The sequence below is a fragment of the Roseateles sp. UC29_93 genome, assembly GCF_042695725.1.
Taxonomy (GTDB): domain Bacteria; phylum Pseudomonadota; class Gammaproteobacteria; order Burkholderiales; family Burkholderiaceae_C; genus Roseateles; species Roseateles noduli_A.
This window is the reverse complement of sequence record NZ_CP170545.1, coordinates 4,458,991-4,478,680: the sequence shown is the minus strand read 5'-3', so window position 1 is coordinate 4,478,680 and position 19,690 is coordinate 4,458,991. Positions and strand designations below refer to the sequence as shown.

The following is a 19,690-nucleotide window of genomic DNA, read 5'->3' as shown; positions in this document are numbered from 1 at the left end:
CGATGGAGACATTAGAGAATCACCTAGAATCTGGATAGGCCATGTAGCAACGGATACAGAATGCGCGGATCGGAATTCGCCGAACTGAAGGCCTTCGTCGCGGTGGTCGAGCGGGAGAGCTTCGCCCGCGCCGCCGAGCATCTCGGCCTGTCGCCTTCGGCGCTGAGCCAGACGATCCGGCAACTGGAGGAACGGCTCGGCGCGCGGCTGCTGAACCGCACCACCCGCAGCGTGGCGCCGTCGACCAGCGGGGAGCAGCTCTACCGGCGCGTCGCCCCGCTCTTCCGGGAAATGGCCGACGCCGTCGCCGAGGCCAGCGCGGCGACCGGCCAGATGGGCGGAACGCTGCGCATCAACACGCTGGGGATGGCGGCACGAACCGTCATCGCGCCACGGCTCGGCCGGTTCCATCGTGCGCATCCGGATGTGGCGCTCGACATCGTGGTGGACGACGCGTTGAGCGACATCGTCGCCGGTCGCTTCGATGCCGGCATCCGCGTGGGCGCTCAGCTGGAGAAGGACATGGTCGCCGTGCGCCTGACCCCCGACGTGCGCATGATCGCGGTGGCGTCGCCCGACTATCTGGCAAGCCGCGGCACGCCGCAGTCACCCGCCGACCTGCACGGCCATGCCTGCATCAACTGGCGGCTGCAGCTCGACGGCCGCGTGTATCGATGGGAGTTCAAGAAGAAGGGCAAACGCGTTGAGGTCGCGGCGGAAGGCCCCCTGGTCACCAACCACTCCGACATCGGTGTGGCCGCGGCGCTGCAAGGGCTGGGCATCACCTACGCCTTCGACCGCGAGCACGTCGACGAGTGGCTCGCCCAGGGGCGTCTGGTGCAGGTCCTCGCCGACTGGACGATCACGCGGCCCGGGCTCTTCCTCTACTACTCGAACCGGCGCCATCGCCCCGCGGCGTTGAGCGCCTTCATCGACTGCCTGCTGGATCGCGACCTGACTCCGGCTTAGGCTGGCCGTTAGCGCAACGAGCTCTCGCGCCTGCCGTCAGCCGTTGCGGAAGAGGAAGCTGTAGGCGTTCAGCGCGGGCACGCCGCCCAGATGCGCGTAGAGGACGCGCGAGCCCGCCGGGAACTCGCCCTTGCGCACCTTGTCGATCATGCCGTGCATGGACTTGCCCTCATACACCGGGTCGGTCAGCATGCCTTCCTGCCGCGCGCACAGGCGGATCGCCTCCAGCGTGCCGTCGTTCGGCAGGCCGTATTCCGGTCCGCCGTAGCGGTCGTCCAGCACCACATCGCTGTCCTGGAGGGAGCGCCCCAGTTCCACGATCTCGGCGGTGTGGCGCGCGATGCGCAGGATCTGCGCGCGGGTCTTGTCGGGTCTGGCCGAGGCATCGATGCCGATGACCCGGTCGGCACGACCGTCCGCGGCGAAGCCGACCACCATGCCGGCCTGCGTGCTGCCGGTCACCGAGCAGACCACGATGTAGTCGAACCGGAAGCCCAGGGCCTGTTCCTGCTGTCGCACTTCCTCGGCGAAGCCGACGAAGCCCAGTCCGCCGAGCGCATGCTCGGAGCAGCCCGCCGGGATCGGATAAGGCTTGCCGCCGGCGCGCTTCACGTCCTCGATCGCCTGCTCCCAGCTGGGACGGATGCCGATGTCGAATCCCGCCGCGTCCAGCGTGACCTCGGCGCCCAGGATGCGGGACATCTCGATGTTGCCGACCCGGTCATAGACCGCGTCGGAATAGTTGACCCAGTTCTCCTGCACAAGCACGCAGCGCAGGCCCAGGTGCGCGGCGACCGCGGCGACCTGGCGGGTCTGGTTGGACTGGATCCCGCCGATCGACACCAGCGTGTCGTAACCGCCTGCCAGGACCTCCGGGATGAGGTACTCGAGCTTGCGCGTCTTGTTGCCGCCGAAGGCCAGGCCGCTGTTGCAGTCCTCGCGTTTCGCGTAGAGCTCGACCTTGCCGCCGAGGTGCTCGGACAGGCGCTTGAGCGGTTGGATCGGCGTGGGCCCGAAGGTCAGCGGATGACGGGGAAACTTCGACAGATTCATCTCAGGCACTCCTGATTGCGGGTCCATCGATGATAGGAACAAGCCTGAACAATGTTGCTGCAACATCACGGCCTTTCACGAGTCGATAGTTCTCCGTACAGTCGATTCAAATCACAAACCCTCTCGAAGGTCAGAATGAACGCAAGAAAAGTGCAGAGCAAGAGTGTCGTCGCCACGGATCTCTCGCCGGCCACCCTGGACAAGATCGACAAGGCGATCCTGAGGGCGCTGCAGAAGGATGCGTCGATCTCCAACGTGGCCCTCGCCGGCAAGGTCAACCTGAGTCCGCCAGCCTGCCTGAGGCGCGTGGAACGGCTCAAGGAGGCCGGCTACATCAAGGGCATCGTGGCGCTCCTCAATCCGTCCGCGCTGGATGCCGGGATGCTGGTGGTGATCGGCGTGGTGCTCGACCGCTCGACACCGGAATCGTTCGCGGCGTTCGAGAAGGCCGTGCAGAAGGTCCCCGGCTGCCAGGAATGCCATGTCGTGACCGGCGAGTTCGACTACTTCATGGTGGTCCGCGCCAAGGACAACGCCGGCTACAACCGCCTGCATGCCGAGCACCTCCTGCATCTGCCCGGCGTCCGGCAGGTGAGGTCCTTCATGGTTCTCAAGGAAGTGCTCTCCACTACCGCGATTCCGATTGCCTGAGTTCGTCTGGATCCCGTTCGGACTCCATTTGCACCTCGTTGAAGCCCGCTTGATTCCCCCTGAGGTCTTCCCTCAATGGCGCGTGGAATTAAATTTCTTCTCAGCCATCAATCCGCTAATCTTCTTAGGCGATCAAGCGTGAAGATCGCGTCAAGGCTTGTTCGAACGACGATGTTCACAACCTCATTTCGCGGCACTCCTCCTACCATTTCGTAGCCGCCAAGTCCTTCCTTTCTGATCGATGTCGCGGCCACTTCCGCGTCACAAGCCATCGGCCTTGGCCGATCAGAAAGCAATGGAACATTCGCATCCGAACCCGGTCAGCGCCGACGCTGCCGGAACGACCTACGACTTCATCATCTGCGGCGCCGGCACGGCCGGCTCCGTCGTCGCGGGTCGTCTCGCGCAGGACCCCAACGTCAAGGTGCTGCTCATCGAAGCGGGTGGCGACGACGATCTGCCGGAAGTGATGACGCCCGGCCAATGGCCGCTGAATCTCGGATCGGCGCGTGACTGGAACTTCAGCGGCGTACCCAATCCGCATCTGAACCACCGGTCGATCCCGCTCAACATGGGTCGCGTCCTGGGCGGCGGCTCCAGCATCAACGTGGGGCTCTGGGCGCGCGGCCACAAGAACGACTGGGAGGACTTCGCCGAGGAGTCCGGCAACCCCGCGTGGAACTACGAATCCGTGCTGAAGATCTACCGGCGCGTGGAGGACTACCGCGGGCCGGCCGATGCGCTGCGGCGGGGCACGGGCGGTCCCGTCCACGTCGCCGCCGTGCAGGATCCGCAGCCCATCGCCCGGGCACTGGTGGAGGCCGCGCGCGCGAGCGACATCCCCCACTTCGACAGCCCCAACGGCGCCATGATGGAAGGCCTCGGCGGCGTCGCCTTCAACGACCTCATCGTCAAGGACGGCCGCAGGCATTCCATCTACCGCGCCTACGTCCACCCCCGACGCGGCCAGTCGAACCTGACGGTGCTCACCGGCACCGTGGTGAGCCGGCTGCAGTTCTCCGGCCGCCGCGTCGTGGGCGTGGAAGCGCTGCGCCACGGCCGCATCGAGCGCTTCAACGCCGATCGCGAAGTCATCCTGTCCCTGGGCGCCGTCAACACGCCCAAGCTCCTCATGCAGTCCGGCATCGGCCCCGCGGCGGAACTGCACCGTCACGGCATTCCCCTGGTCCAGCACCTCCCCGGCGTCGGCGAGAACCACCAGGACCATGTCTCCTTCGCGGCGATCTTCGAGTATGAGGAACCGCAAGCCGTGGGCTACGGCGGATCGGAAGCCACGCTGTACTGGAGCAGCAGCAACGCCCTGCGACTGCCCGACATGTTCCATTGCCAGGTGGAGTTCCCGGTGCCGAGCGCGGAGAACGCCTCGCTCGGCGTTCCCGCCCATGGCTGGACGATGTTCGCCGGGCTGGCCCATCCGCAGAGCCGCGGCCGCATCACGCTCTCCGGACGCGAGTTCACGGACGCCCCCGTGATCGACACCGGTACCTTGTCGCACCCGGACGACCTTCGCAGCGCGATCCGGAGCATCGAACTGGTCCGCGAACTCGGCGCGAGCCCGGCCTTCAAGGGGCTTGTCAAAGGCGAGTCGCTGCCCGGCCGGATGCAGGGCGAGGCGCTGGCGCACTACCTCCGCAATGCCGCCGTGACCTACTGGCATCAGTCCTGCACGGCCAAGATGGGCCGCGACGCGATGGCGGTGGTGGACGGGCAGCTCAAGGTCTACGGCATCGACGGCCTGCGCATCGCCGATGCCTCGGTCATGCCGCACGTGACCAGCGGCAACACGATGGCCCCCTGCGTCGTCATCGGGGAGCGCGCCGTCGAGGAGCTCGTGTCGACCCACGGTCTCCGACTTCCCTGACCGGATCCCCTCGCCGGATCCTTCCACCCGAGCGGACCGTGTCGTCGGTCATCCACCGGCCGTGTTGGCCCGCATGCAGTTCCCCCACCCAAGGAGATTCATCATGAGCAGACAAGCCATCCTTTCCGCCGTCCTGGCCGTTTCCGCCACGGCCGGTCTGTCGGACCTCGCGTCCGCGCAGACGGCCCGGAGTACCTCGGACGTCAAGCCTGCCCGGAACGTGGTGCTGGTGCACGGCGCCTTCGCCGACGGGTCGGGCTGGCGCGGTGTCCACGACGACCTCACGAAGCGCGGCTACCGCGTCACCATCGTGCAGAACCCGCTGACGTCGCTGGCGGACGATGTCGCCGCCACCAGGCGCGCGCTGGCGCAGCAGGACGGCCCGACCGTGCTGGTGGGACATTCCTGGGGCGGCACCGTGATCACCGAGGCCGGCGTGGATCCCAAGGTCACGGCGCTGGTCTACGTGTCGGCCTTGTCGCCGGACGCCGGAGAAACGACGGCGCAGCAGTACACCGGCTTCGCCACGCCGCCGGAGTTCGTGCTCGACACACTGCCCGACGGTTTCGGCATCGTCCGTCCGGACAAGTTCAAGGCCGGTTTTGCCGCGGACGCCAGCGATGCGGACGCCGCCTTCCTTCGCGACAGCCAGGTGCCGATCAACATGGCCTCGTTCGGCACGAAGCTGCAGAACGCCGCCTGGCGCAGCAGGCCGAGCTGGGCGGTCATCGCGACCGACGACAAGGCCTTCGACCAGCGCATGCTGCAGTCGATGGCCAAGCGCATCGGCGCGTCCGTGACGGAGGTGAAGGCCAGTCATGCGGTGTTCATGACGCAGGCAAAGGTCGTGGCCGACGTCGTGCACCGGGCGGCGCAGCAGAGCGCGCAGGCCGCGCGCTGAACGGACGGCGCGGCGGGCGTGGTGTCTTGCGAGACCATGTTCTGCCGGCTCGACGAGCAGGGTCGGCAACTCGACGACATCGCCTCCGGGACGCCGGGTTCAAGGAGGGTCAGGATTTGCCAGCAAGATCAGACTGGGCAGCCGTCTCATCCGCTTCGCCGATGGCTGGTGGCTGGTGGCTGGTGGTTTGCGCTCGTGTTGCCAAGTCCTAGGACCGCGCTGACTTTTCGCAAACCGCCATGGCCAGTTGCTCCACCTCTTCCGCGAGCCCGGCGAATTTGGTGATCTTCTCGTAGCCGTAGCAGGGGGATCTTGCTGTCGTTCTGCGTCAGCTTGCCTGCATCGGTGGCGCGCTGGGCGAAGCGGTTGACATTGCGTGCGACGACCTCCGACAGGCGCGACTTGTCGGTCGCCTTGATGATCAGGCGGAGGCCGGTGGCGAAGTAGGTCTTGGCGTCGCCGCGCTTGATGCGGAAGACCGTCTCCCGGATGCCGGTGCGTTCGAAGACGAGCAGGAAATAACCGTTGCCCACGGTGTTGTCCGGCTGCACCGAGAGCCAGCCCTCGGAGGCGTTGGTGACGAGCGGAATCTTGGGGCCCACCGAAGGCGCGACCGGATAGACGGTCGAGAAGTAGATCAGGCAGTCCTCGATGGCCGGCGCCGCCTCGACGGGGTCGGCGTTCAGCGAGGGCAGCGTGAAGATGCGCACCTGAAAGCCCTCCTTCAGGATCGCCTGCGTGCCGACACGGGCCGAGAAGACGACGTCCTCGCCCGCGTTGACCTCCCGCGGCGAGCCTTCGTTCACGACGTCGATGGCCCGAGTGATCGTCGGGCGCGGCTCGTTGCGAAAGGCGAATTCCGGCGAGTTCGCCTCGGCCGAGGCAGCGGATTGCACGGTCGATGCGAGAACCATGGAGATCACGGCGAGCAACTTGGTCATGGAGACTCCGTTGAGTAATGTCACGGCGGCGGCGGGCTGTCGGGGCAAGGCACCTGCTTGAAGCGCTCCGCGACCACGTCCAGGCTCTGGATCTCCCGCATCGCGATCAACTCGGAAACGGGAATCTGCCAGGGCACCCATTCGTAGGTCGACGGCCCGGCGCCGCAGGGCTTGCTCTGGCTGACGTAGAGCGACAGCATCTTGTCGTCACGCCCGAGGATGATGGCCGTCAGGAGCCGGCCCGCGCTGGTGTCCTGCACGGCCGGTCGGTCTTTGAAAGAGGTCTGCGCCGGCATCTGCTCCAGCCCCGTCTTCACCTGGATCAGCGCGCTCTCGAACAGCGGCGGCTTCACCAGCTTGCCGTAGACGAAGGCCGGTGCCAGGCAGCAATACAGCGCCACCGGCGCCAGCAGCACCGCGGCTGTCGTCGTGGATGCGCCGGCCCACAGCAGGCCGACGATGGCCAGCGTCGCGATGCTGATGCCGATGACAACGAGCAACAGTCGCACCGCGTCCGTCGCGTACTGCCGGTCGCGCTCGCACTGCAGCTTCAGCTCGGGCACGACAGTGTCCTGTTGCCGGTCGCACAGCAAGAAGGAATAGAACACGACGGAGCGCTTCAGGATGGCTTGCTCCGCCTGCGTGACCTGGTCGAATCGCAGCGAGTTCTCCACCACGCGCGTGCCGCCGACGAGCAGGTTCTCCACCCGCGCCAGCGGCATTTCGACGATCAGCAGGCGGCACGCCACCAGCGCGATCAGCAAGGCGCTGAACACGACGCGGCGCCACAGCGGCGGGCGGGTGCCCCCATCCCTCAACCGCCGCAGCAGGTACAGCGCGAGGCCGGTGCCGATGGCAACCGCCAGCAGCCACAACTCGGCCGTGGAATCGGCGGAAAAGAAGCGCGGCAGGAAGACCGCCGAGGACACCGCGCGGATCACCGCGCGGATGAACTCGCCGGCCGACCAGATGTAGGCCGCCGCGCCGATGTCGCCCCGCTCCACGCCGAGCAGCGCCTGGTGGGCCGACTCGGACACGAAGCCCACCAGCGCCGCGAACGCCCCGATGGACGGGATGACCCACTTGACGATGTCCAGCGCGGACTTGCCCGGCTCTGCGGCCGGATCGTCGTGCTGCGCGACCTTCGCCGCGGCGGCACGCTCGGCGGCGCGGCGCCTCAGGACTCCGGACAACATGAGGAACCATCCCTTGCGTAGTGTGCTCAGACCCTACAGCAACAGGGCGGCCCTGGAATCCCCAGGCTTGGGGACAAGTTGCAGAGTGACGACCCGGAAGGAGCCGTCAATTGCTCCCGTTCTTGATCTCCGGATCGGCGGTGGCGACCAGCCAATCCACCTTGTCGCCGGCGGCCGGCGAGCGGAACACCAGGATCACGCCTCGCGTCTTGCCCGGCAGCACCGGGATGACCAGCGAGGTCTCCTTCGGATTTCCCGCCGCGATGAAGCTGTTGTTGAGGTTGCACGGCGAGTCCAGCGTCTTCGCCACGGCCGACATCAGGGTGAGGTCCAGCTCCTCCTTGGGCTTCTCCCCCTTTTGCGTCGTGGCGCGTTGGCTCAGCTGGAAGAAGTAGAAATCGCTGCGCATGGGCTTGTGATCGACCCGGTTCCAGCAATGGTCAAAGTAGCGGCACTCCACCAGGGTCGTTTCCACGTCGCCGTTCGGCACCGTCTGCAGGGACCACGGCACCACATAGAACTGCGCCACGCCCGGCGTGCCAGGGGTTGTTTCGGTCGTCGTGTCGTCAGTCGTTGCGAAATCAGTCATGACACAGGTTTCCTTGTCGTCGTTGGGGTTGGGGTTGAAGTGGAGGTTGAAATAGGGGTCGAAGGAAGTGCGGAAATCGTGAGCCGGTTCGGCGCGTAGCCGCCCGCGCGCAGGCGCACCGCCGCCTCGGTGTCGGCCGCCGCCTCGCCCAGGCAGCGCCGGGCCGCGAGCCAGGCTTCCAGCACAAGGCCGCCCTGCCCGGCCATCACCGCCGAGCCCAGACCGTCGCGCAGTTGCAGGCAGACGCCTCGCGAGCCGGTCGCGGCGTTGTTTCGCACTCCGTCTCGCGCTCCATCCCGCACTTCGTCTCGCGCGCCATCTCGCGCGCCGTCGCGCTGTCCGTGCGCCTCAGGAGTCGCCAGCGCCATCAGCCCGAGCCGCGCCTTCAGCTCGAGGGTCTGCCAATGCCGCGGCGCCAGCGCGAGCAGCGACTGCACCTCGTCGCCGGCCGCCGCATGCAGCCGTTGGAAGTCTTCGCGCGCGCCACCGCGCGCCGCCAGCATCGTCTCGGCGACCGCCAATCGCGCCAGCACCTCGCGGCGCATGAACTCGCGGCTCGGCTCCGCGTCGGGCCGCGCGGGCACCTGGCCGCGGAGCGCGTCCAGCGCCTCGCGCACCGCCATCCCCGCGTCCGTCTGCAGCAGCAGGAGACTGGCCTGCGCATGCAGCCGGTCCGCCGACCAGTAGCGGTTGCTGGCATCGCGGCGCTCCACATCGCGCAGGAGCTCCACCGCCGCGCTCATCACCGCGAGTCCTTCGTGGACACGGCCCATCGCCCACAACGCATCGCCGCGCCGCGCCTCCACCGTCGCCAGATCGCGCTGGCGCACGAGCGCGTCGGGCGAGCGCGCCGCCAGCGTCGCCAGCGGTTGCCGCGCCAGGTCGAACAGCGCCAGCGCCTCCACCGGATTGCCCCGGACATACGCGACCCGCCCGAGCCAGATGCGCGAGCTCGCCACCGACTCCTGCGCTTCGGCGTTCTCCGGCTTCAGCGCCAGCGTCGCCAGCTTCATCGCGAGCGCCTGCTCGAACCAGCGCTGCGCCTCGTCCCAGGCCGCGCGCCGGACCGCGATGGAGCCCAGGCTGTTCACCGCGAACGCGAGTTCGACCGGCGCGTCCGCGTCGTCGGGCAAGACCTGGCGCCAGGTCTGCGACGCCTGCCGGTAGCGCGTCATCTCCTGCGAGGCCGTGTCGAAGTCACCGGCGTCGTAGGCGATCTGGCCGAGCCAGAACGACGCGGCGCCCAATGTCTTGTAGTAGGCGGCGGGATCCTGCTGCGCGGCCAGCGACAGCGGCGCCAGCAGCCGCCGCGCCGCCTGCAGCGCATCGATCGCGATGTCGGTGCGACCCTGTCCGCGGCTGCTGTTGACCTCGCCGATCACCACAAGCGCCCGGGCGCGCTGCAGCGCGTCGGCGGGCGTCTCGCGGCCGCCCTCGGCCGGCGCCAGCAGCTTCACGCCCTGCTCGCCGATGCGGCTGAGCACGTCGAGCTGCCCCATCGGCCGCAGCTTGTCCGCCAGCTCGCCCAGCATGAAGGACGCCAGTTGCCGGCTCTGGCGCTGGCGTTCCGCCGCGACCTCGGCCTGCCGCGCATAGCCGATCGCGGCGATGCCCGCGATGCCGGCCAGCAGGAAGGCGCCCGTGCTCGCCGCGCCCAGACCCCAGCGCTGGCGGCGCAGGCGCCGCTGCGAGCGCTCGATGAAATCCCGTTCCTCGTCGCCGAACAGCTGCGGCGCCTCCGCCAGCGCGCGCGCCGCCGTCCACAGCGTCGAGCCGCGCGGCATCAGCAGCGGGCCGGCCCGGTCCGCCTCGATCCAGCGCGCGACCCACGGCCGCAGTTCGTCGCGCGCGGCCAGCGACGCGCGGTGCTGCGCGACCCACGACGTCACGCGGGGCCAGCGTCGCAGCAGCGCTTCGTGCGCGACGCGGTAGCCGCTCACGCCTGCACTTGCCCCTCCGCTCAGCCCTCCGTTGATCGCCCCGTTCGTGCCTGCGTTCAAGCCTGCGTTGCCGCCGGCCAGGTCCGCCACCAGCAGTCGCGCATCGACGAAGGCACGCACCAGCGCCTGTTCCTGCGGGTCCGTCAGCTCGGACGCGGCGATCCAGCGGCTGGTCGGCGACGCCTCCTCGCCGCCCAGCGTGACGAGCCGGGGCAGCAGCCGCGGCAACGCCTCCTGCTGGGCCGCCGGCAGCTCGCCGAGCAGCGCCTCCGCACGGCGCCCGATCGCGCCTTCCAGGCCGCCGAGGTCCTCGTAGGCCGACCACGCCAGCACGTCCCCCGGCGCGCGGTGCAGGTAGAGCTGCTGCAGCGTGTACTGCAGCAGCGGCAAGGCATCCGCCGCCTGCATCGCGTCGATGCACAGCCGGTCGTCGAGGCGGTTCAGGCCGCTCTCGTCGGCGCCGTAGCTCAGGCCCGCGGCGCGCGCCGGAAGGCGGATCATCTGCGCGATCGCGCGCGCGTCCGGCGGCGCCAGGTCCAGGTGGGCGCCGTCCTCCTTGCCGCGCATCAGCGACGGCCAGCGGGCCAGCGCGGCATAGAAGTCATTGCGGCAGATCGCCAGCACGACCATCCGCGCGCTGGTCACCAGGCGGTCGAGCATCGCGAACCACGCGCGGAGATGCCCGTCGTCGTCCTGGAAGATCGCCTCCAGCCGGTCCAGCACCAGCAGCGGCGGGGCCTGCGCGCCGCTGCGCAGCGCGCGCGTGGCGTCCAGCCCGATCTCGAGCTGCCGCAGCACCTCGCCCGGTGCCTCGCGCAGATCCGCAGCCAGCGTGTCGATGCTGTAGCCGGACAGCAGCGGCACGCCCTGGCATTCCCAGTCCAGCATCGCACCGGCCACCCCGGCCCAGGCGTCCAACCCGCCCAACGCGCCGAGGTCCACCAGCGCCGCCGCGCTGACGCGCAGCAACGGGCCGCTGGAGCCGCCCAGGCCGGTGTCCGGCGCACCGCCGACCACCGGCGCCGAGCCTGAGCCTGAGCCTGAGCCTGAGCCTGAGCCTGAGCCTGAGCCTGAGCCTGAGCCCGAGCCCGAGCCCGAGCCCGAGCCCGAGGTCGAGGTCGAAGTCGACCCCGAAGCCCCTCGCGTCAACGCCGGCACCAGGCCCGCCTGCACCAGCGAGGTCTTGCCCGAGCCGCTCGGCCCCAGCAGCACCACCAGCGGGTGGCCCGAGCGCCACTGCCGCGTCAGACGCAGGTGCAGCGCCGCGACGGCATCGTCGCGGCCGAAGAACACGCTCGCATGTGCCGCGTCGAACGGCTCCAGCCCGCGGAACGGCGACAGCCCGCGCCACCCGCCGGCGTGGCTGCGCGGCCCTTCCGCCGACAGCACGCCGATCGGCGCCACCAGGCGGTAGCCCTGCTTGCGGATGGTCTCCAGGTAACGCGGCGAGGTGGCGCTGTCGCCGAGGGCCCGGCGCAGGCCGGCCACCACCTTGTGCACCGGGTTGTCCCCGAGGGTCGTGGCCTCCGGCCAGCAGTCCTGCAGCAGCGCCTCGGCGGACACCACCTCGCCCGGATGACGGCACAGCGCGGCCAGCACCGCCATCGGACGCGGCTCCAGCGTCACGGTCTCGTCATCGCGACGCAGCCGGCGCGTGGGCACGTCGACGATCCAGTCGCCGAGCAGGAAGCTCAGCGGCTCGCACGCCTTCATCCCGCGAGCGGACGTCGCGGGCGGCGGACCCTCCTCGGTCCTCGGATCCATTGCTTCACCTCCTGAGCCCGGCCTCTTCGGACCGTGAGCGCGGAGTCTAGGAGCGGCGGCCCCGCACGTGTGCATGTCCACCCCGAAAGGGTTGACAGCTTGACAGGGGACAACGCGCGCTTGCGCCGCAACCGCGATCCGCCAGTGCGGCGGTCCGAGCCGAATCTCCGCAAACCCGGCCCTCAACATCGGCATCCATCGGATGGGACGCGAGGGCGCGCGCTCCTATCGTTCAACGCATCGACAGCCCGGTGCCTCCGCACCTCCAGCCGTTCCCCCACTCGCCCCTTCGCCACCGCTTCGCCGCCCCTTCACCCGCTCCTTCATCCGCTCCCTCACCCGCAGCCTCAACCCACCGGCCCACCATGATCGACGCCGCCCTCCTCCACATCGCCGGCCACCTGAACGCCGTGCTGCGCCGCTCGCACCAGTCGGCGGAGGACCTCGTCGCCGTGACCGCGCTGCATGAAGCGGACGGCGCCCCGGCGGCCGGCGCGGCGCATCGGCTCTGCGCCTTCCTGGTCAACCTGGAACGCGACGCCGTCCCCGGCATGCCGGCGCACACGCTGGCCAGCGGCGACCGGATGGCGCGCTCCGCCCCGCCGGTCCAGTTGAACCTGCTGGTGATGTTCGCGGCCAACTACGGCGGCAGCACCTATCCGGAGGCGCTCAAACTGGTCGCCAGCACCATCGCCTGCTTCCAGGCCACGCCAGTGCTCGATCCGCAGAACTCGCCCGGCCTGGACCCGCGCATCGACAAGCTCACGCTGAACATCGAGCCGCTCACCCTGCACGACCTGTCCACGCTGTGGGGCGTGCTGGGCGGCCGCTACGTGCCGTCGGTGCTCTACCGCGTGCGGCTCCTCACCATCGACGCCCGCAAGCCCGACGCGCAACTGCCGCCGGTGCGCACGCCGGCGGTCGGTGTCCACGGCTGAACGGGCGGGAGCACGGCATGAGTCACAGGGGCCCCTACTTCCCGTTGCTGCAGGTGGACGTCGACCACGGCTACTACGCCGACGGCCGTTGCCGCGGTCTGCGCTTCGTCCCCGCCGGATCGACCGCCGAGCGGCTGCGCCGCGCCGACGCGCTGGTGCGGGCCGACGGCGGATCGCTCCGCATCGACGGCCCGGCCGAAGCGGTCGAGCATCTGCGCGCCGATGCCGAGGACGCCGCGTTGAGCTGGTGCGTGTTCGCCACCGACGACGACTTCGCCTGCGGCACCGAGGACGCCGCCGACCGGCCACGCGAGCTGCTGTGGGTCGAGCCGGGCCGATCGGACGACGATCCCTCGGTCGTCCTCGATGCATCGCCAAGAGCGATCGACGCGCCCGAATGCCAGCCGCTGCTGACTCAGCGCGACCGTCGCCTGCCGCCCTTCGCGCTGCTGCACCTGCCGCTGGCGCATCTGCCGGCGCAAGGTCCCTCGCGCGATCCCGCGGCCTGGCCCGTGCGCCACCGCTGGCCGCTGGCGCCGCGCGCCACGGTCTGGAAGTACTGCCTGCTCGGCGACTGGACCGAGCCCGCGCTCGCCGTCGTCGACCTGGCCGGCGAGACCGATTTCACCGCGCCCGCGCTGGAGCGCCTGGACGACGGCACGCCGATGCTGGCGATCCGGTCCCGCGGCCGCGTGCCGCTGGCGCAGCGCTCGCCGCGCCGATTCCAGCTGCGCAGCCGCATCGAGGCGGGCGCAGGCAACGACAAGGTGCTGATCCGCCGCCTGCCCACGGCAGCGGCGCAACTGCTCGCCCGCGAAATGATCGACGGCCAACCGGCGATCGTCTCCGAGATCCACGTGCATCGCTAACCCGCAGAGGAGGCCGCCATGGCTATGAAGACACCCGGTGTCTATATCGTCGAGAAGAATGCTTTTCCCAATTCGGTCGTCGAGGTGGCCACCGCGGTGCCCGCCTTCGTCGGCTACACCCGCCGGGCCGAGAACGGCGGCAAGTCGCTGCTGAACAAGCCCTGGCGCATCAGCTCGATGGCGGAGTACCACACCTACTTCGGCCACGGCCCCGACCCCCACCTGACCATCGCCGAGGCGCCGCCCAACACGCGCTCCGACTTCCGCGGCGACGACAAGGACTACGCCCTGACCCAGGCCGACGGCGCCGAAGGCGGCCGCTTCCTGCTGTACCACGGCATGGTGCACTTCTTCCAGAACGGCGGCGGTCCCTGCTACATCGTCTCCGTGGGCAACTACGGCGGCCTGGTCGAGGCGCAGGCGCTCACCGACGGCATCGACACGCTGATCAAGGAGCAGGAACCGACCATGCTGGTCATCCCCGACGCGGTGCTGCTCAAGCGCGCCGACTGCGTCGCGGTCCAGCAGGCCATGCTGCAGCACTGCGGCGGCCGCATGCGCAACCGCATCGCTATCCTCGACGTCTGGAACGGCTACCTGGACCGCAAGGACCCGGGCGGCGATCCGATCGAGGGCTTCCGCAACGACCTGGGCGTCAACTTCCTGGACTTCGCCGCGGCCTACTACCCGTGGGTCAACACCACCGTCGTGCAGGACAAGGACCTGGACTACACCCGCATCGCCAACCCGGCGCTGCTGGCCCAGCTGCTGCGCAAGGAGCTGTCGCTGCCCGACGCCGTCGACCCCGCGATGCCCCCCCGCGCCGCGCAGCAGACGCAGGCCGTGGCCGACATCCTCAAGACCGACGAGGACTGGACCAAGTACGTCACCGACCTGGTCAACACCTCCACCAAGTCCGACCTCGAGAAGCAGAAGGCGCTGACGCCCGCCGCGCTCGCCGTCGCGGTGGAGACGCACAAGTCGCTGCTGCACAAGAGCCTGGTCTCGATGAGCCCGCTCTACAACACCGTGATGACCGAGGCGCGCAACCGGCTCAACCTGCTGCCGCCCTCGGCCGCGATGGCCGGCGTGTACACGATGGTCGACAACAGCCGCGGCGTCTGGAAGGCGCCCGCCAACGTCAGCCTCAACGGCGTGGTGTCGCCCGAGGTGACCATCTCGCACGAGGACCAGGAAGACCTCGACGTCACGACGCAGGGCAAGTCGATCAACGCGATCCGGTCCTTCATCGGCGAGGGCGTGCTCGTCTGGGGCGCCCGCACGCTGGACGGCAACAGCCTGGACTGGCGCTACATCAACGTGCGCCGCACGATGATCATGCTGGAGGAGTCCTGCCGGCTGGCGTCCAAGGCGATGGTGTTCGAGCCCAACGTGGCCAATACCTGGGTGACCATCAAGAGCATGATCTCGAGCTTCCTCACCGGGATCTGGAAGCGCGGCGGACTGGCCGGCGCGGTCCCCGACGACGCCTTCAGCGTCCACGTCGGCCTGGGCGAGACGATGACCGCCGAGGACATCCTCGAGGGCATCCTGCGCGTGACCGTCCTGGTCGCCATCAGCCGCCCGGCCGAGTTCATCGAGATCACCTTCCAGCAGCAGATGCAGAAGTCGTGATGCGGCGCGTCCCCGATGCCATCGGCATCGCGGGCGTCCCCGGATCTCGGCGCGGTATCGCGGCGCCATATCGCGGTGCCGTATCGCGCGCACCTTCGAATTTTCGACCTCATAACCCTCGTGGAGGCAGGCAATGGCAGACGACGGATCAGCGCAATCGGGCACGGTGTGGCCCCTCCCCAAGTTCCGTTTCGAAGTGAAGTGGGACTCGGCGGTGATGTCCTTCCAGGAGGTCTCCGGCCTGGACGTGGAAGCCCAGCCCATCGAGTACCGGCACGGGGACAGCCCCGCGTTCTCGGTGCTCAAGATGCCGGGCATGAAGAAGTACAGCGACGTCACGATGAAGAAAGGCGTCTTCAAGGGCGACAACAAGTTCTGGGACTGGTTCAACGAGATCAAGATGAACACCATCAAGCGCAAGCCGGTGACCATCAGTCTCCTGGACGAGGCCGGCAAGCCCACGATGGTCTGGACGCTGGCCAACGCCTGGCCGACCAAGATCACCAGCACCGACTTGAAGTCCACCGGCAACGAGGTGGCGATCGAGACCATCGTGATCGCGCACGAAGGCCTCGTCATCGCCAACGCCTGATGCCACCGGTCCCGCCCGCGCCGCCGCTGCCGCCCGCGGCCCGTCCGTCGGCGCGGGTGAGCCCGACGCCGGCGGCGGCGAAGCGGCCGTCCGCGGCGGCCGGCGCGGCGGGTCCGGGCACCGCGTCGGCCTCGGCCGCGCTGCGGGCGGAGATGCTCTACCCGCCGCCGGCCTTCCGCTTCGCGGTGACCTTCGGGTCGGCCGGCAGGAACAGCGACAACGCCTTCCGCGAGGTCACCGGCCTGGGGCCAGAGCTGGACACGGAGACGGTGGTCGAAGGCGGACAGAACACCTTCGTCCACCAGCTGCCCAAGCCGGCCAAGCATCCGAAGCTGGTGCTCTCGCGCGGCGTCGCGACGATGGAGTCGGGCCTGCTGCAGTGGTGCCAGGAGGTGCTGGAAGGCGGCTTCGCGCAGCCCATCGTGCCGCAGCTGCTGCACGTCTTCCTGCTCGACCAGGACGGCGGGCCGCTGCGGGTGTGGTCGGTGCGGAACGCGTATCCGGTGAAGTGGTCGGTCGAGGCCTTCCAGTCCACCCGCAACGAGGTCGCCATCGAACGCGTCGAGCTGGCCTACGCCGGATCGAGCCGCCTGGTGTGACGGCACGGCAGGACGACCACGACCGCCCCGGGATCAAGACCTGACCCCCGATCGAGAAAGACCATGAGCATCGAAGTCAGACAACTGCTGATCCGCTCGCAGGTGACGCCCGCACCGGCGCCGCCCGCGCCCGCGATCGCCCAGCGGGACCTGCAGCGGCTGCGCGAGCAGCTGCTCGCCGAATGCCGCGCCTGGCTGGCCGACCGGCTGCGCGCGCAACGGGAGCGTTGAGATGCCGGCGCCCGCCACCGCTTCGTCGTCCTCGGCTTCGTCGTCGTCCTCATCGACGTCGTCATCGTCGATGTCCGCCTCGCCGCAGCTGACCCGGCTGCTGCTGACGCGCTACAACCTCAGCAAGACCGGCACGGTCGAGCTGGACAAGGACGTCACCTTCCAGGCGCAGATCAACCCGTCCGAGTTCAGCCACAGCTTCGGCATCCGCTACGACAAGACCAAGTCGCAGGGTTCGCCGGGCGTGGAGCCGAAGTTCAGCGCCATCGACGACGAGCGGGTCAACTTCTCCATCGTGCTGGACAGCACCGGCGTGGTCCCGCCCGTGCCGGGCCAGCCGACGGACGTGAAGGGCCAGCTCGCCCAGCTCAACAAGGTCGTGTACGAGTACATCGACCTGCGCACCGAGCCGCCCTACGTCCGCGTGCTGTGGGGCACGCTGATCTTCTTCGGCCGGCTGGAGTCGCTGAAGGCGCAGTACACGCTGTTCAAGCCGGGCGGCGATCCGCTGCGCGCGAAGGTGGACCTGGCCTTCGTCGGCGCGATGAGCAAGGAGGAGGAGCGCCGCGTCACCAGCCGCGCCAGCACCTCCGACCTGACGCAGACGGTGAAGATGAAGCAAGGCGATTCGCTGGGCGCGCTCTGCGAGAAGATCTACGGCGACTCCTCCGCCTTCATGAAGGTCGCCCGCTACAACGGCCTGAACGACTTCCGCGCCATCCCGCCCGGGACGGTGCTGAAGTTCCCACCGGTGGGGAAGTGACATGCCCGGCGTCTCCCCGCTCCAGGACACCGTCGGCGTCGTCACGCTCAGCGTGCTCGTCGACGGCGAGCGCCTGCCCGAAAGCGCCGACCTCATGTCGGTGACCGTGCGCCGCGCCGCCAACACCGTGCCCAGCGCCCGGCTCGTCTTCAACGACGGCGACATGCCGGACCGCGAGTTCCCGCTCAGCGACGCGGCCCACTTCAAGCCCGGCGCCGCGCTCACCGTGCAGGCCGGCTACGGCCAGCAGGAGGAGACGATCTTCGAAGGCCTGGTCGTGCGCCACGGCCTGCGGGTCGAGGGCGACAACGACGCGCGCCTGGTCGTCGACTGCCGCGACAAGGCGGTGAAGATGACGGTGGGCCGGCGCAATGTGAACTACATCGACCAGCTCGACAGCGACATCATGAGCACGCTGGCCGGCGCGCACGGCCTGTCCGCGGACGTCGAGGCGACCACGATCACGCATCCCGAGCTGGTGCAGCACTTCTGCAGCGACTGGGACTTCCTGCTGACGCGGGCCGACGCCAACGGCATGCTGGTCCTCGTCAACGACGGCGCGCTGGCCGTCGCCGCGCCCAAGGCCGGCGGCGAAGCGGCGCTGTCAGTCACCTACGGCGTCGACCTGATCTCGTTCGAGGGCGACGTCGACGCGAGGCACCAGTACGGCAGCGCGATGGCGGTGTCCTGGGACCCCAAGGCGCAGGCCGCGCTGGAAGGCACCGCCGCCGATCCCGCGACGCTGCCGGTGCAGGGCGACCTCGACACCAGCACGCTGTCGGAGGTCATCGGCCTGGCGAGCTTCCGGCTGCAGGCCGGCGCGCCGCAGTCGCGCGACATGCTGACGCAGTGGGCCAAGGCGCAGCAGCTCAAGTCGGGCCTGGCGCGCCTGCGCGGCCACCTGAGCTTCCAGGGCAGCGCCAAGGCCAAGGTCGGCGGACTCATCGATCTGCAGGGCGTGGGCAAGCGCTTCAGCGGCACGGTCTTCATCACCGGGCTGCGCCACCACATCGAGGACGGCGCGTGGACGACCGAGGCGGACTTCGGCCTCGATCCCGACTGGTTCAGCGCGCGGCCCGACGTGCCGGCGCTGCCGGCGGCCGGCCTGCTGCCGCCCGTGCCGGGCCTGCAGGTCGGCGTGGTGATGAAGCTCGACGCCGACCCGGCCGGCGAGCAGCGCATCCAGGTCAAGGTCCCCGTGCTGCAGGCCGAGACCGAAGGCGTCTGGGCACGGCTGCTGCAGTCGCATGCGAGCAGCGGCTTCGGCGCGTTCTTCCTGCCGGAGGTCGGCGACGAGGTCGTGCTGGGCTACTTCGCCGGCGACCCCTCGCACCCGGTCATCCTGGGCAGCCTCTACAGCAGCAGCCGCACGCCGCCCTATGCGTTGGCCGCGCCCAACGACACCAAGGCCTTCGTCACGCGCTGCAAGCACAAGCTCGAGTTCGACGAGAAGGACAAGGTCATCACCGTCACCACGCCGGGCAACAACCGCATCGTGCTGAGCGACAAGGACAAGTCCATCCTGCTCGCGGACCAGAACGGCAACACGGTCGAGCTCGGTCCCTCCGGCATCGCGCTGGACAGCCCCAAGGACATCACCGTCACCGCCAAGGGCCAGATCAAGCTGGACGCCGTCGGCGCGGTATCGATCACGTCCAAGGCCGACGTGAAGACCGCCGGCATGAACGTGAACAACGAGGCGCAGATCGCCTTCTCCGCCAAGGGCAACGCCTCCGCGGAACTCTCGGCCTCGGGTCAGACCGTGGTCAAGGGCGCGATGGTCATGATCAATTGAGGAAGGACACGCCATGCCGCCCGCCGCCCGACTCACCGACCTGCATGTCTGCCCCATGGTCACGCCCGGCCTGCCGCCGATCCCGCATGTGGGCGGCCCGGTCATCGGGCCCGGCGTGCCGACGGTGCTCATCGGCTCGCTGCCCGCCGCCGTGCTGGGCGACAACGCGACCTGCGTCGGTCCGCCGGACGCGATCGTGATGGGCTCCACCACGGTGCTGATCGGCAACAAGCCGGCGGCGCGCGTCGGCGACCCCACCGCGCACGGCGGCAACATCGCGATCGGCCTGCCGACCGTGCTGATCGGCGGATGACGCGGCCGCCCGGACGCCCCTCCGACTTCCCTCCGACTCCTCCACGGACCCGCTCACGGACACCTGCAC

Annotated in this window: 18 protein-coding genes; 13 read left to right on the top strand and 5 right to left on the bottom strand. The window is 69.2% G+C overall.

Annotated features, from left to right (window positions below; genetic code table 11):
- The first annotated feature begins 60 nt into the window (after positions 1-60).
- Positions 61-969, top strand: a complete 909-nt coding sequence (locus ACFJIX_RS20910; RefSeq protein WP_377154489.1) for a LysR family transcriptional regulator — start codon at positions 61-63, stop codon at positions 967-969.
- 36 nt (positions 970-1,005) lie between these two features.
- Here the strand turns inward: ACFJIX_RS20910 and ACFJIX_RS20905 are convergent, their stop codons facing one another.
- Positions 1,006-2,022, bottom strand: coding sequence for a 1-aminocyclopropane-1-carboxylate deaminase (locus ACFJIX_RS20905; RefSeq protein ID WP_377154487.1), 1,017 nt, complete (start codon positions 2,020-2,022; stop codon positions 1,006-1,008).
- A 135-nt stretch (positions 2,023-2,157) separates the two neighbouring features.
- Between ACFJIX_RS20905 and ACFJIX_RS20900 the strand changes: the two genes are divergently transcribed.
- From ACFJIX_RS20900 to ACFJIX_RS20890, 3 genes are all read left to right on the top strand, one after another.
- Positions 2,158-2,673 carry an Lrp/AsnC family transcriptional regulator gene (locus tag ACFJIX_RS20900; RefSeq protein ID WP_377154485.1) on the top strand — a complete coding sequence of 172 codons (516 nt, stop codon included), beginning with the start codon at positions 2,158-2,160 and terminating at the stop codon, positions 2,671-2,673.
- 295 nt (positions 2,674-2,968) lie between these two features.
- Entirely contained in the window at positions 2,969-4,555 is a 1,587-nt protein-coding gene (locus ACFJIX_RS20895; protein ID WP_377154483.1) for a GMC family oxidoreductase, read from the top strand.
- Positions 4,556-4,658: 103 nt separating this feature from the next.
- Positions 4,659-5,456 (top strand): alpha/beta fold hydrolase, encoded by a 798-nt coding sequence (locus tag ACFJIX_RS20890; protein ID WP_377154481.1) that lies wholly within the window; start codon positions 4,659-4,661, stop codon positions 5,454-5,456.
- 146 nt (positions 5,457-5,602) lie between these two features.
- On the opposite strand, the gene ACFJIX_RS20885 is transcribed toward ACFJIX_RS20890, so the two are convergent.
- The 4 genes from ACFJIX_RS20885 to ACFJIX_RS20870 all read right to left on the bottom strand — a co-directional run bounded on the left by ACFJIX_RS20885 (position 5,603) and on the right by ACFJIX_RS20870 (position 11,886).
- Positions 5,603-6,397, bottom strand: a complete 795-nt coding sequence (locus ACFJIX_RS20885; protein ID WP_377154479.1) for a hypothetical protein — start codon at positions 6,395-6,397, stop codon at positions 5,603-5,605.
- 20 nt (positions 6,398-6,417) lie between these two features.
- On the bottom strand, positions 6,418-7,593 hold the full coding sequence (locus ACFJIX_RS20880; protein WP_377154477.1) for a hypothetical protein: 1,176 nt from the start codon (positions 7,591-7,593) through the stop codon (positions 6,418-6,420).
- A 106-nt stretch (positions 7,594-7,699) separates the two neighbouring features.
- Positions 7,700-8,182: a hypothetical protein gene (locus ACFJIX_RS20875; RefSeq protein WP_377154475.1), complete on the bottom strand. Its 483-nt coding sequence runs from the start codon at positions 8,180-8,182 to the stop codon at positions 7,700-7,702.
- Positions 8,179-11,886, bottom strand: a complete 3,708-nt coding sequence (locus ACFJIX_RS20870) for a winged helix-turn-helix domain-containing protein (RefSeq protein WP_377154473.1) — start codon at positions 11,884-11,886, stop codon at positions 8,179-8,181. The genes ACFJIX_RS20875 and ACFJIX_RS20870 overlap by 4 nt, the downstream gene beginning before the upstream one ends.
- 365 nt (positions 11,887-12,251) lie before the next feature.
- On the opposite strand from ACFJIX_RS20870, the gene ACFJIX_RS20865 reads away from it, so the two are divergent.
- The 9 genes from ACFJIX_RS20865 to ACFJIX_RS20825 all read left to right on the top strand — a co-directional run bounded on the left by ACFJIX_RS20865 (position 12,252) and on the right by ACFJIX_RS20825 (position 19,621).
- Positions 12,252-12,824 (top strand): DUF4255 domain-containing protein, encoded by a 573-nt coding sequence (locus ACFJIX_RS20865; protein WP_377154471.1) that lies wholly within the window; start codon positions 12,252-12,254, stop codon positions 12,822-12,824.
- A gap of 17 nt (positions 12,825-12,841) precedes the next feature.
- Positions 12,842-13,693 carry a hypothetical protein gene (locus tag ACFJIX_RS20860; RefSeq protein WP_377154469.1) on the top strand — a complete coding sequence of 284 codons (852 nt, stop codon included), beginning with the start codon at positions 12,842-12,844 and terminating at the stop codon, positions 13,691-13,693.
- Positions 13,694-13,711: 18 nt separating this feature from the next.
- A complete protein-coding gene (locus ACFJIX_RS20855) occupies positions 13,712-15,328 on the top strand; it encodes a phage tail sheath family protein (RefSeq protein ID WP_377154467.1) in 1,617 nt (538 codons plus the stop codon).
- 166 nt (positions 15,329-15,494) lie between these two features.
- A complete protein-coding gene (locus ACFJIX_RS20850) occupies positions 15,495-15,920 on the top strand; it encodes a phage tail protein (RefSeq protein ID WP_297526288.1) in 426 nt (141 codons plus the stop codon).
- Positions 15,920-16,519, top strand: a complete 600-nt coding sequence (locus ACFJIX_RS20845) for a phage tail protein (protein WP_377154465.1) — start codon at positions 15,920-15,922, stop codon at positions 16,517-16,519. Before ACFJIX_RS20850 ends, ACFJIX_RS20845 begins: the two co-directional genes overlap by 1 nt.
- A gap of 63 nt (positions 16,520-16,582) precedes the next feature.
- Complete coding sequence (locus ACFJIX_RS20840; protein WP_297526290.1) at positions 16,583-16,750, top strand: DUF5908 family protein; 168 nt, start codon at positions 16,583-16,585, stop codon at positions 16,748-16,750.
- A gap of 1 nt (position 16,751) precedes the next feature.
- A complete protein-coding gene (locus tag ACFJIX_RS20835; protein WP_377154462.1) occupies positions 16,752-17,513 on the top strand; it encodes a peptidoglycan-binding protein in 762 nt (253 codons plus the stop codon).
- A 1-nt stretch (position 17,514) separates the two neighbouring features.
- The gene (vgrG, locus tag ACFJIX_RS20830) at positions 17,515-19,308 is read left to right on the top strand and encodes a type VI secretion system tip protein VgrG (RefSeq protein ID WP_377154460.1); all 1,794 of its coding nucleotides are present in this window, start codon (positions 17,515-17,517) and stop codon (positions 19,306-19,308) included.
- Positions 19,309-19,321: 13 nt separating this feature from the next.
- Positions 19,322-19,621, top strand: coding sequence for a PAAR domain-containing protein (locus ACFJIX_RS20825; protein WP_377154458.1), 300 nt, complete (start codon positions 19,322-19,324; stop codon positions 19,619-19,621).
- Positions 19,622-19,690: the final 69 nt, after the last annotated feature.

What these genes read in the sequence shown, in the direction of transcription:
- ACFJIX_RS20910 (WP_377154489.1), top strand. Translation starts at nt 61, where the DNA reads ATGCGCGGATCGGAATTCGCCGAACTGAAGGCCTTCGTCGCGGTGGTC.
- ACFJIX_RS20905 (WP_377154487.1), bottom strand. Translation starts at nt 2,022, where the DNA reads ATGAATCTGTCGAAGTTTCCCCGTCATCCGCTGACCTTCGGGCCCACG.
- ACFJIX_RS20900 (WP_377154485.1), top strand. Translation starts at nt 2,158, where the DNA reads ATGAACGCAAGAAAAGTGCAGAGCAAGAGTGTCGTCGCCACGGATCTC.
- ACFJIX_RS20895 (WP_377154483.1), top strand. Translation starts at nt 2,969, where the DNA reads ATGGAACATTCGCATCCGAACCCGGTCAGCGCCGACGCTGCCGGAACG.
- ACFJIX_RS20890 (WP_377154481.1), top strand. Translation starts at nt 4,659, where the DNA reads ATGAGCAGACAAGCCATCCTTTCCGCCGTCCTGGCCGTTTCCGCCACG.
- ACFJIX_RS20885 (WP_377154479.1), bottom strand. Translation starts at nt 6,397, where the DNA reads ATGACCAAGTTGCTCGCCGTGATCTCCATGGTTCTCGCATCGACCGTG.
- ACFJIX_RS20880 (WP_377154477.1), bottom strand. Translation starts at nt 7,593, where the DNA reads ATGTTGTCCGGAGTCCTGAGGCGCCGCGCCGCCGAGCGTGCCGCCGCG.
- ACFJIX_RS20875 (WP_377154475.1), bottom strand. Translation starts at nt 8,182, where the DNA reads ATGACTGATTTCGCAACGACTGACGACACGACGACCGAAACAACCCCT.
- ACFJIX_RS20870 (WP_377154473.1), bottom strand. Translation starts at nt 11,886, where the DNA reads ATGGATCCGAGGACCGAGGAGGGTCCGCCGCCCGCGACGTCCGCTCGC.
- ACFJIX_RS20865 (WP_377154471.1), top strand. Translation starts at nt 12,252, where the DNA reads ATGATCGACGCCGCCCTCCTCCACATCGCCGGCCACCTGAACGCCGTG.
- ACFJIX_RS20860 (WP_377154469.1), top strand. Translation starts at nt 12,842, where the DNA reads ATGAGTCACAGGGGCCCCTACTTCCCGTTGCTGCAGGTGGACGTCGAC.
- ACFJIX_RS20855 (WP_377154467.1), top strand. Translation starts at nt 13,712, where the DNA reads ATGGCTATGAAGACACCCGGTGTCTATATCGTCGAGAAGAATGCTTTT.
- ACFJIX_RS20845 (WP_377154465.1), top strand. Translation starts at nt 15,920, where the DNA reads ATGCCACCGGTCCCGCCCGCGCCGCCGCTGCCGCCCGCGGCCCGTCCG.
- ACFJIX_RS20840 (WP_297526290.1), top strand. Translation starts at nt 16,583, where the DNA reads ATGAGCATCGAAGTCAGACAACTGCTGATCCGCTCGCAGGTGACGCCC.
- ACFJIX_RS20835 (WP_377154462.1), top strand. Translation starts at nt 16,752, where the DNA reads ATGCCGGCGCCCGCCACCGCTTCGTCGTCCTCGGCTTCGTCGTCGTCC.
- vgrG (WP_377154460.1), top strand. Translation starts at nt 17,515, where the DNA reads ATGCCCGGCGTCTCCCCGCTCCAGGACACCGTCGGCGTCGTCACGCTC.
- ACFJIX_RS20825 (WP_377154458.1), top strand. Translation starts at nt 19,322, where the DNA reads ATGCCGCCCGCCGCCCGACTCACCGACCTGCATGTCTGCCCCATGGTC.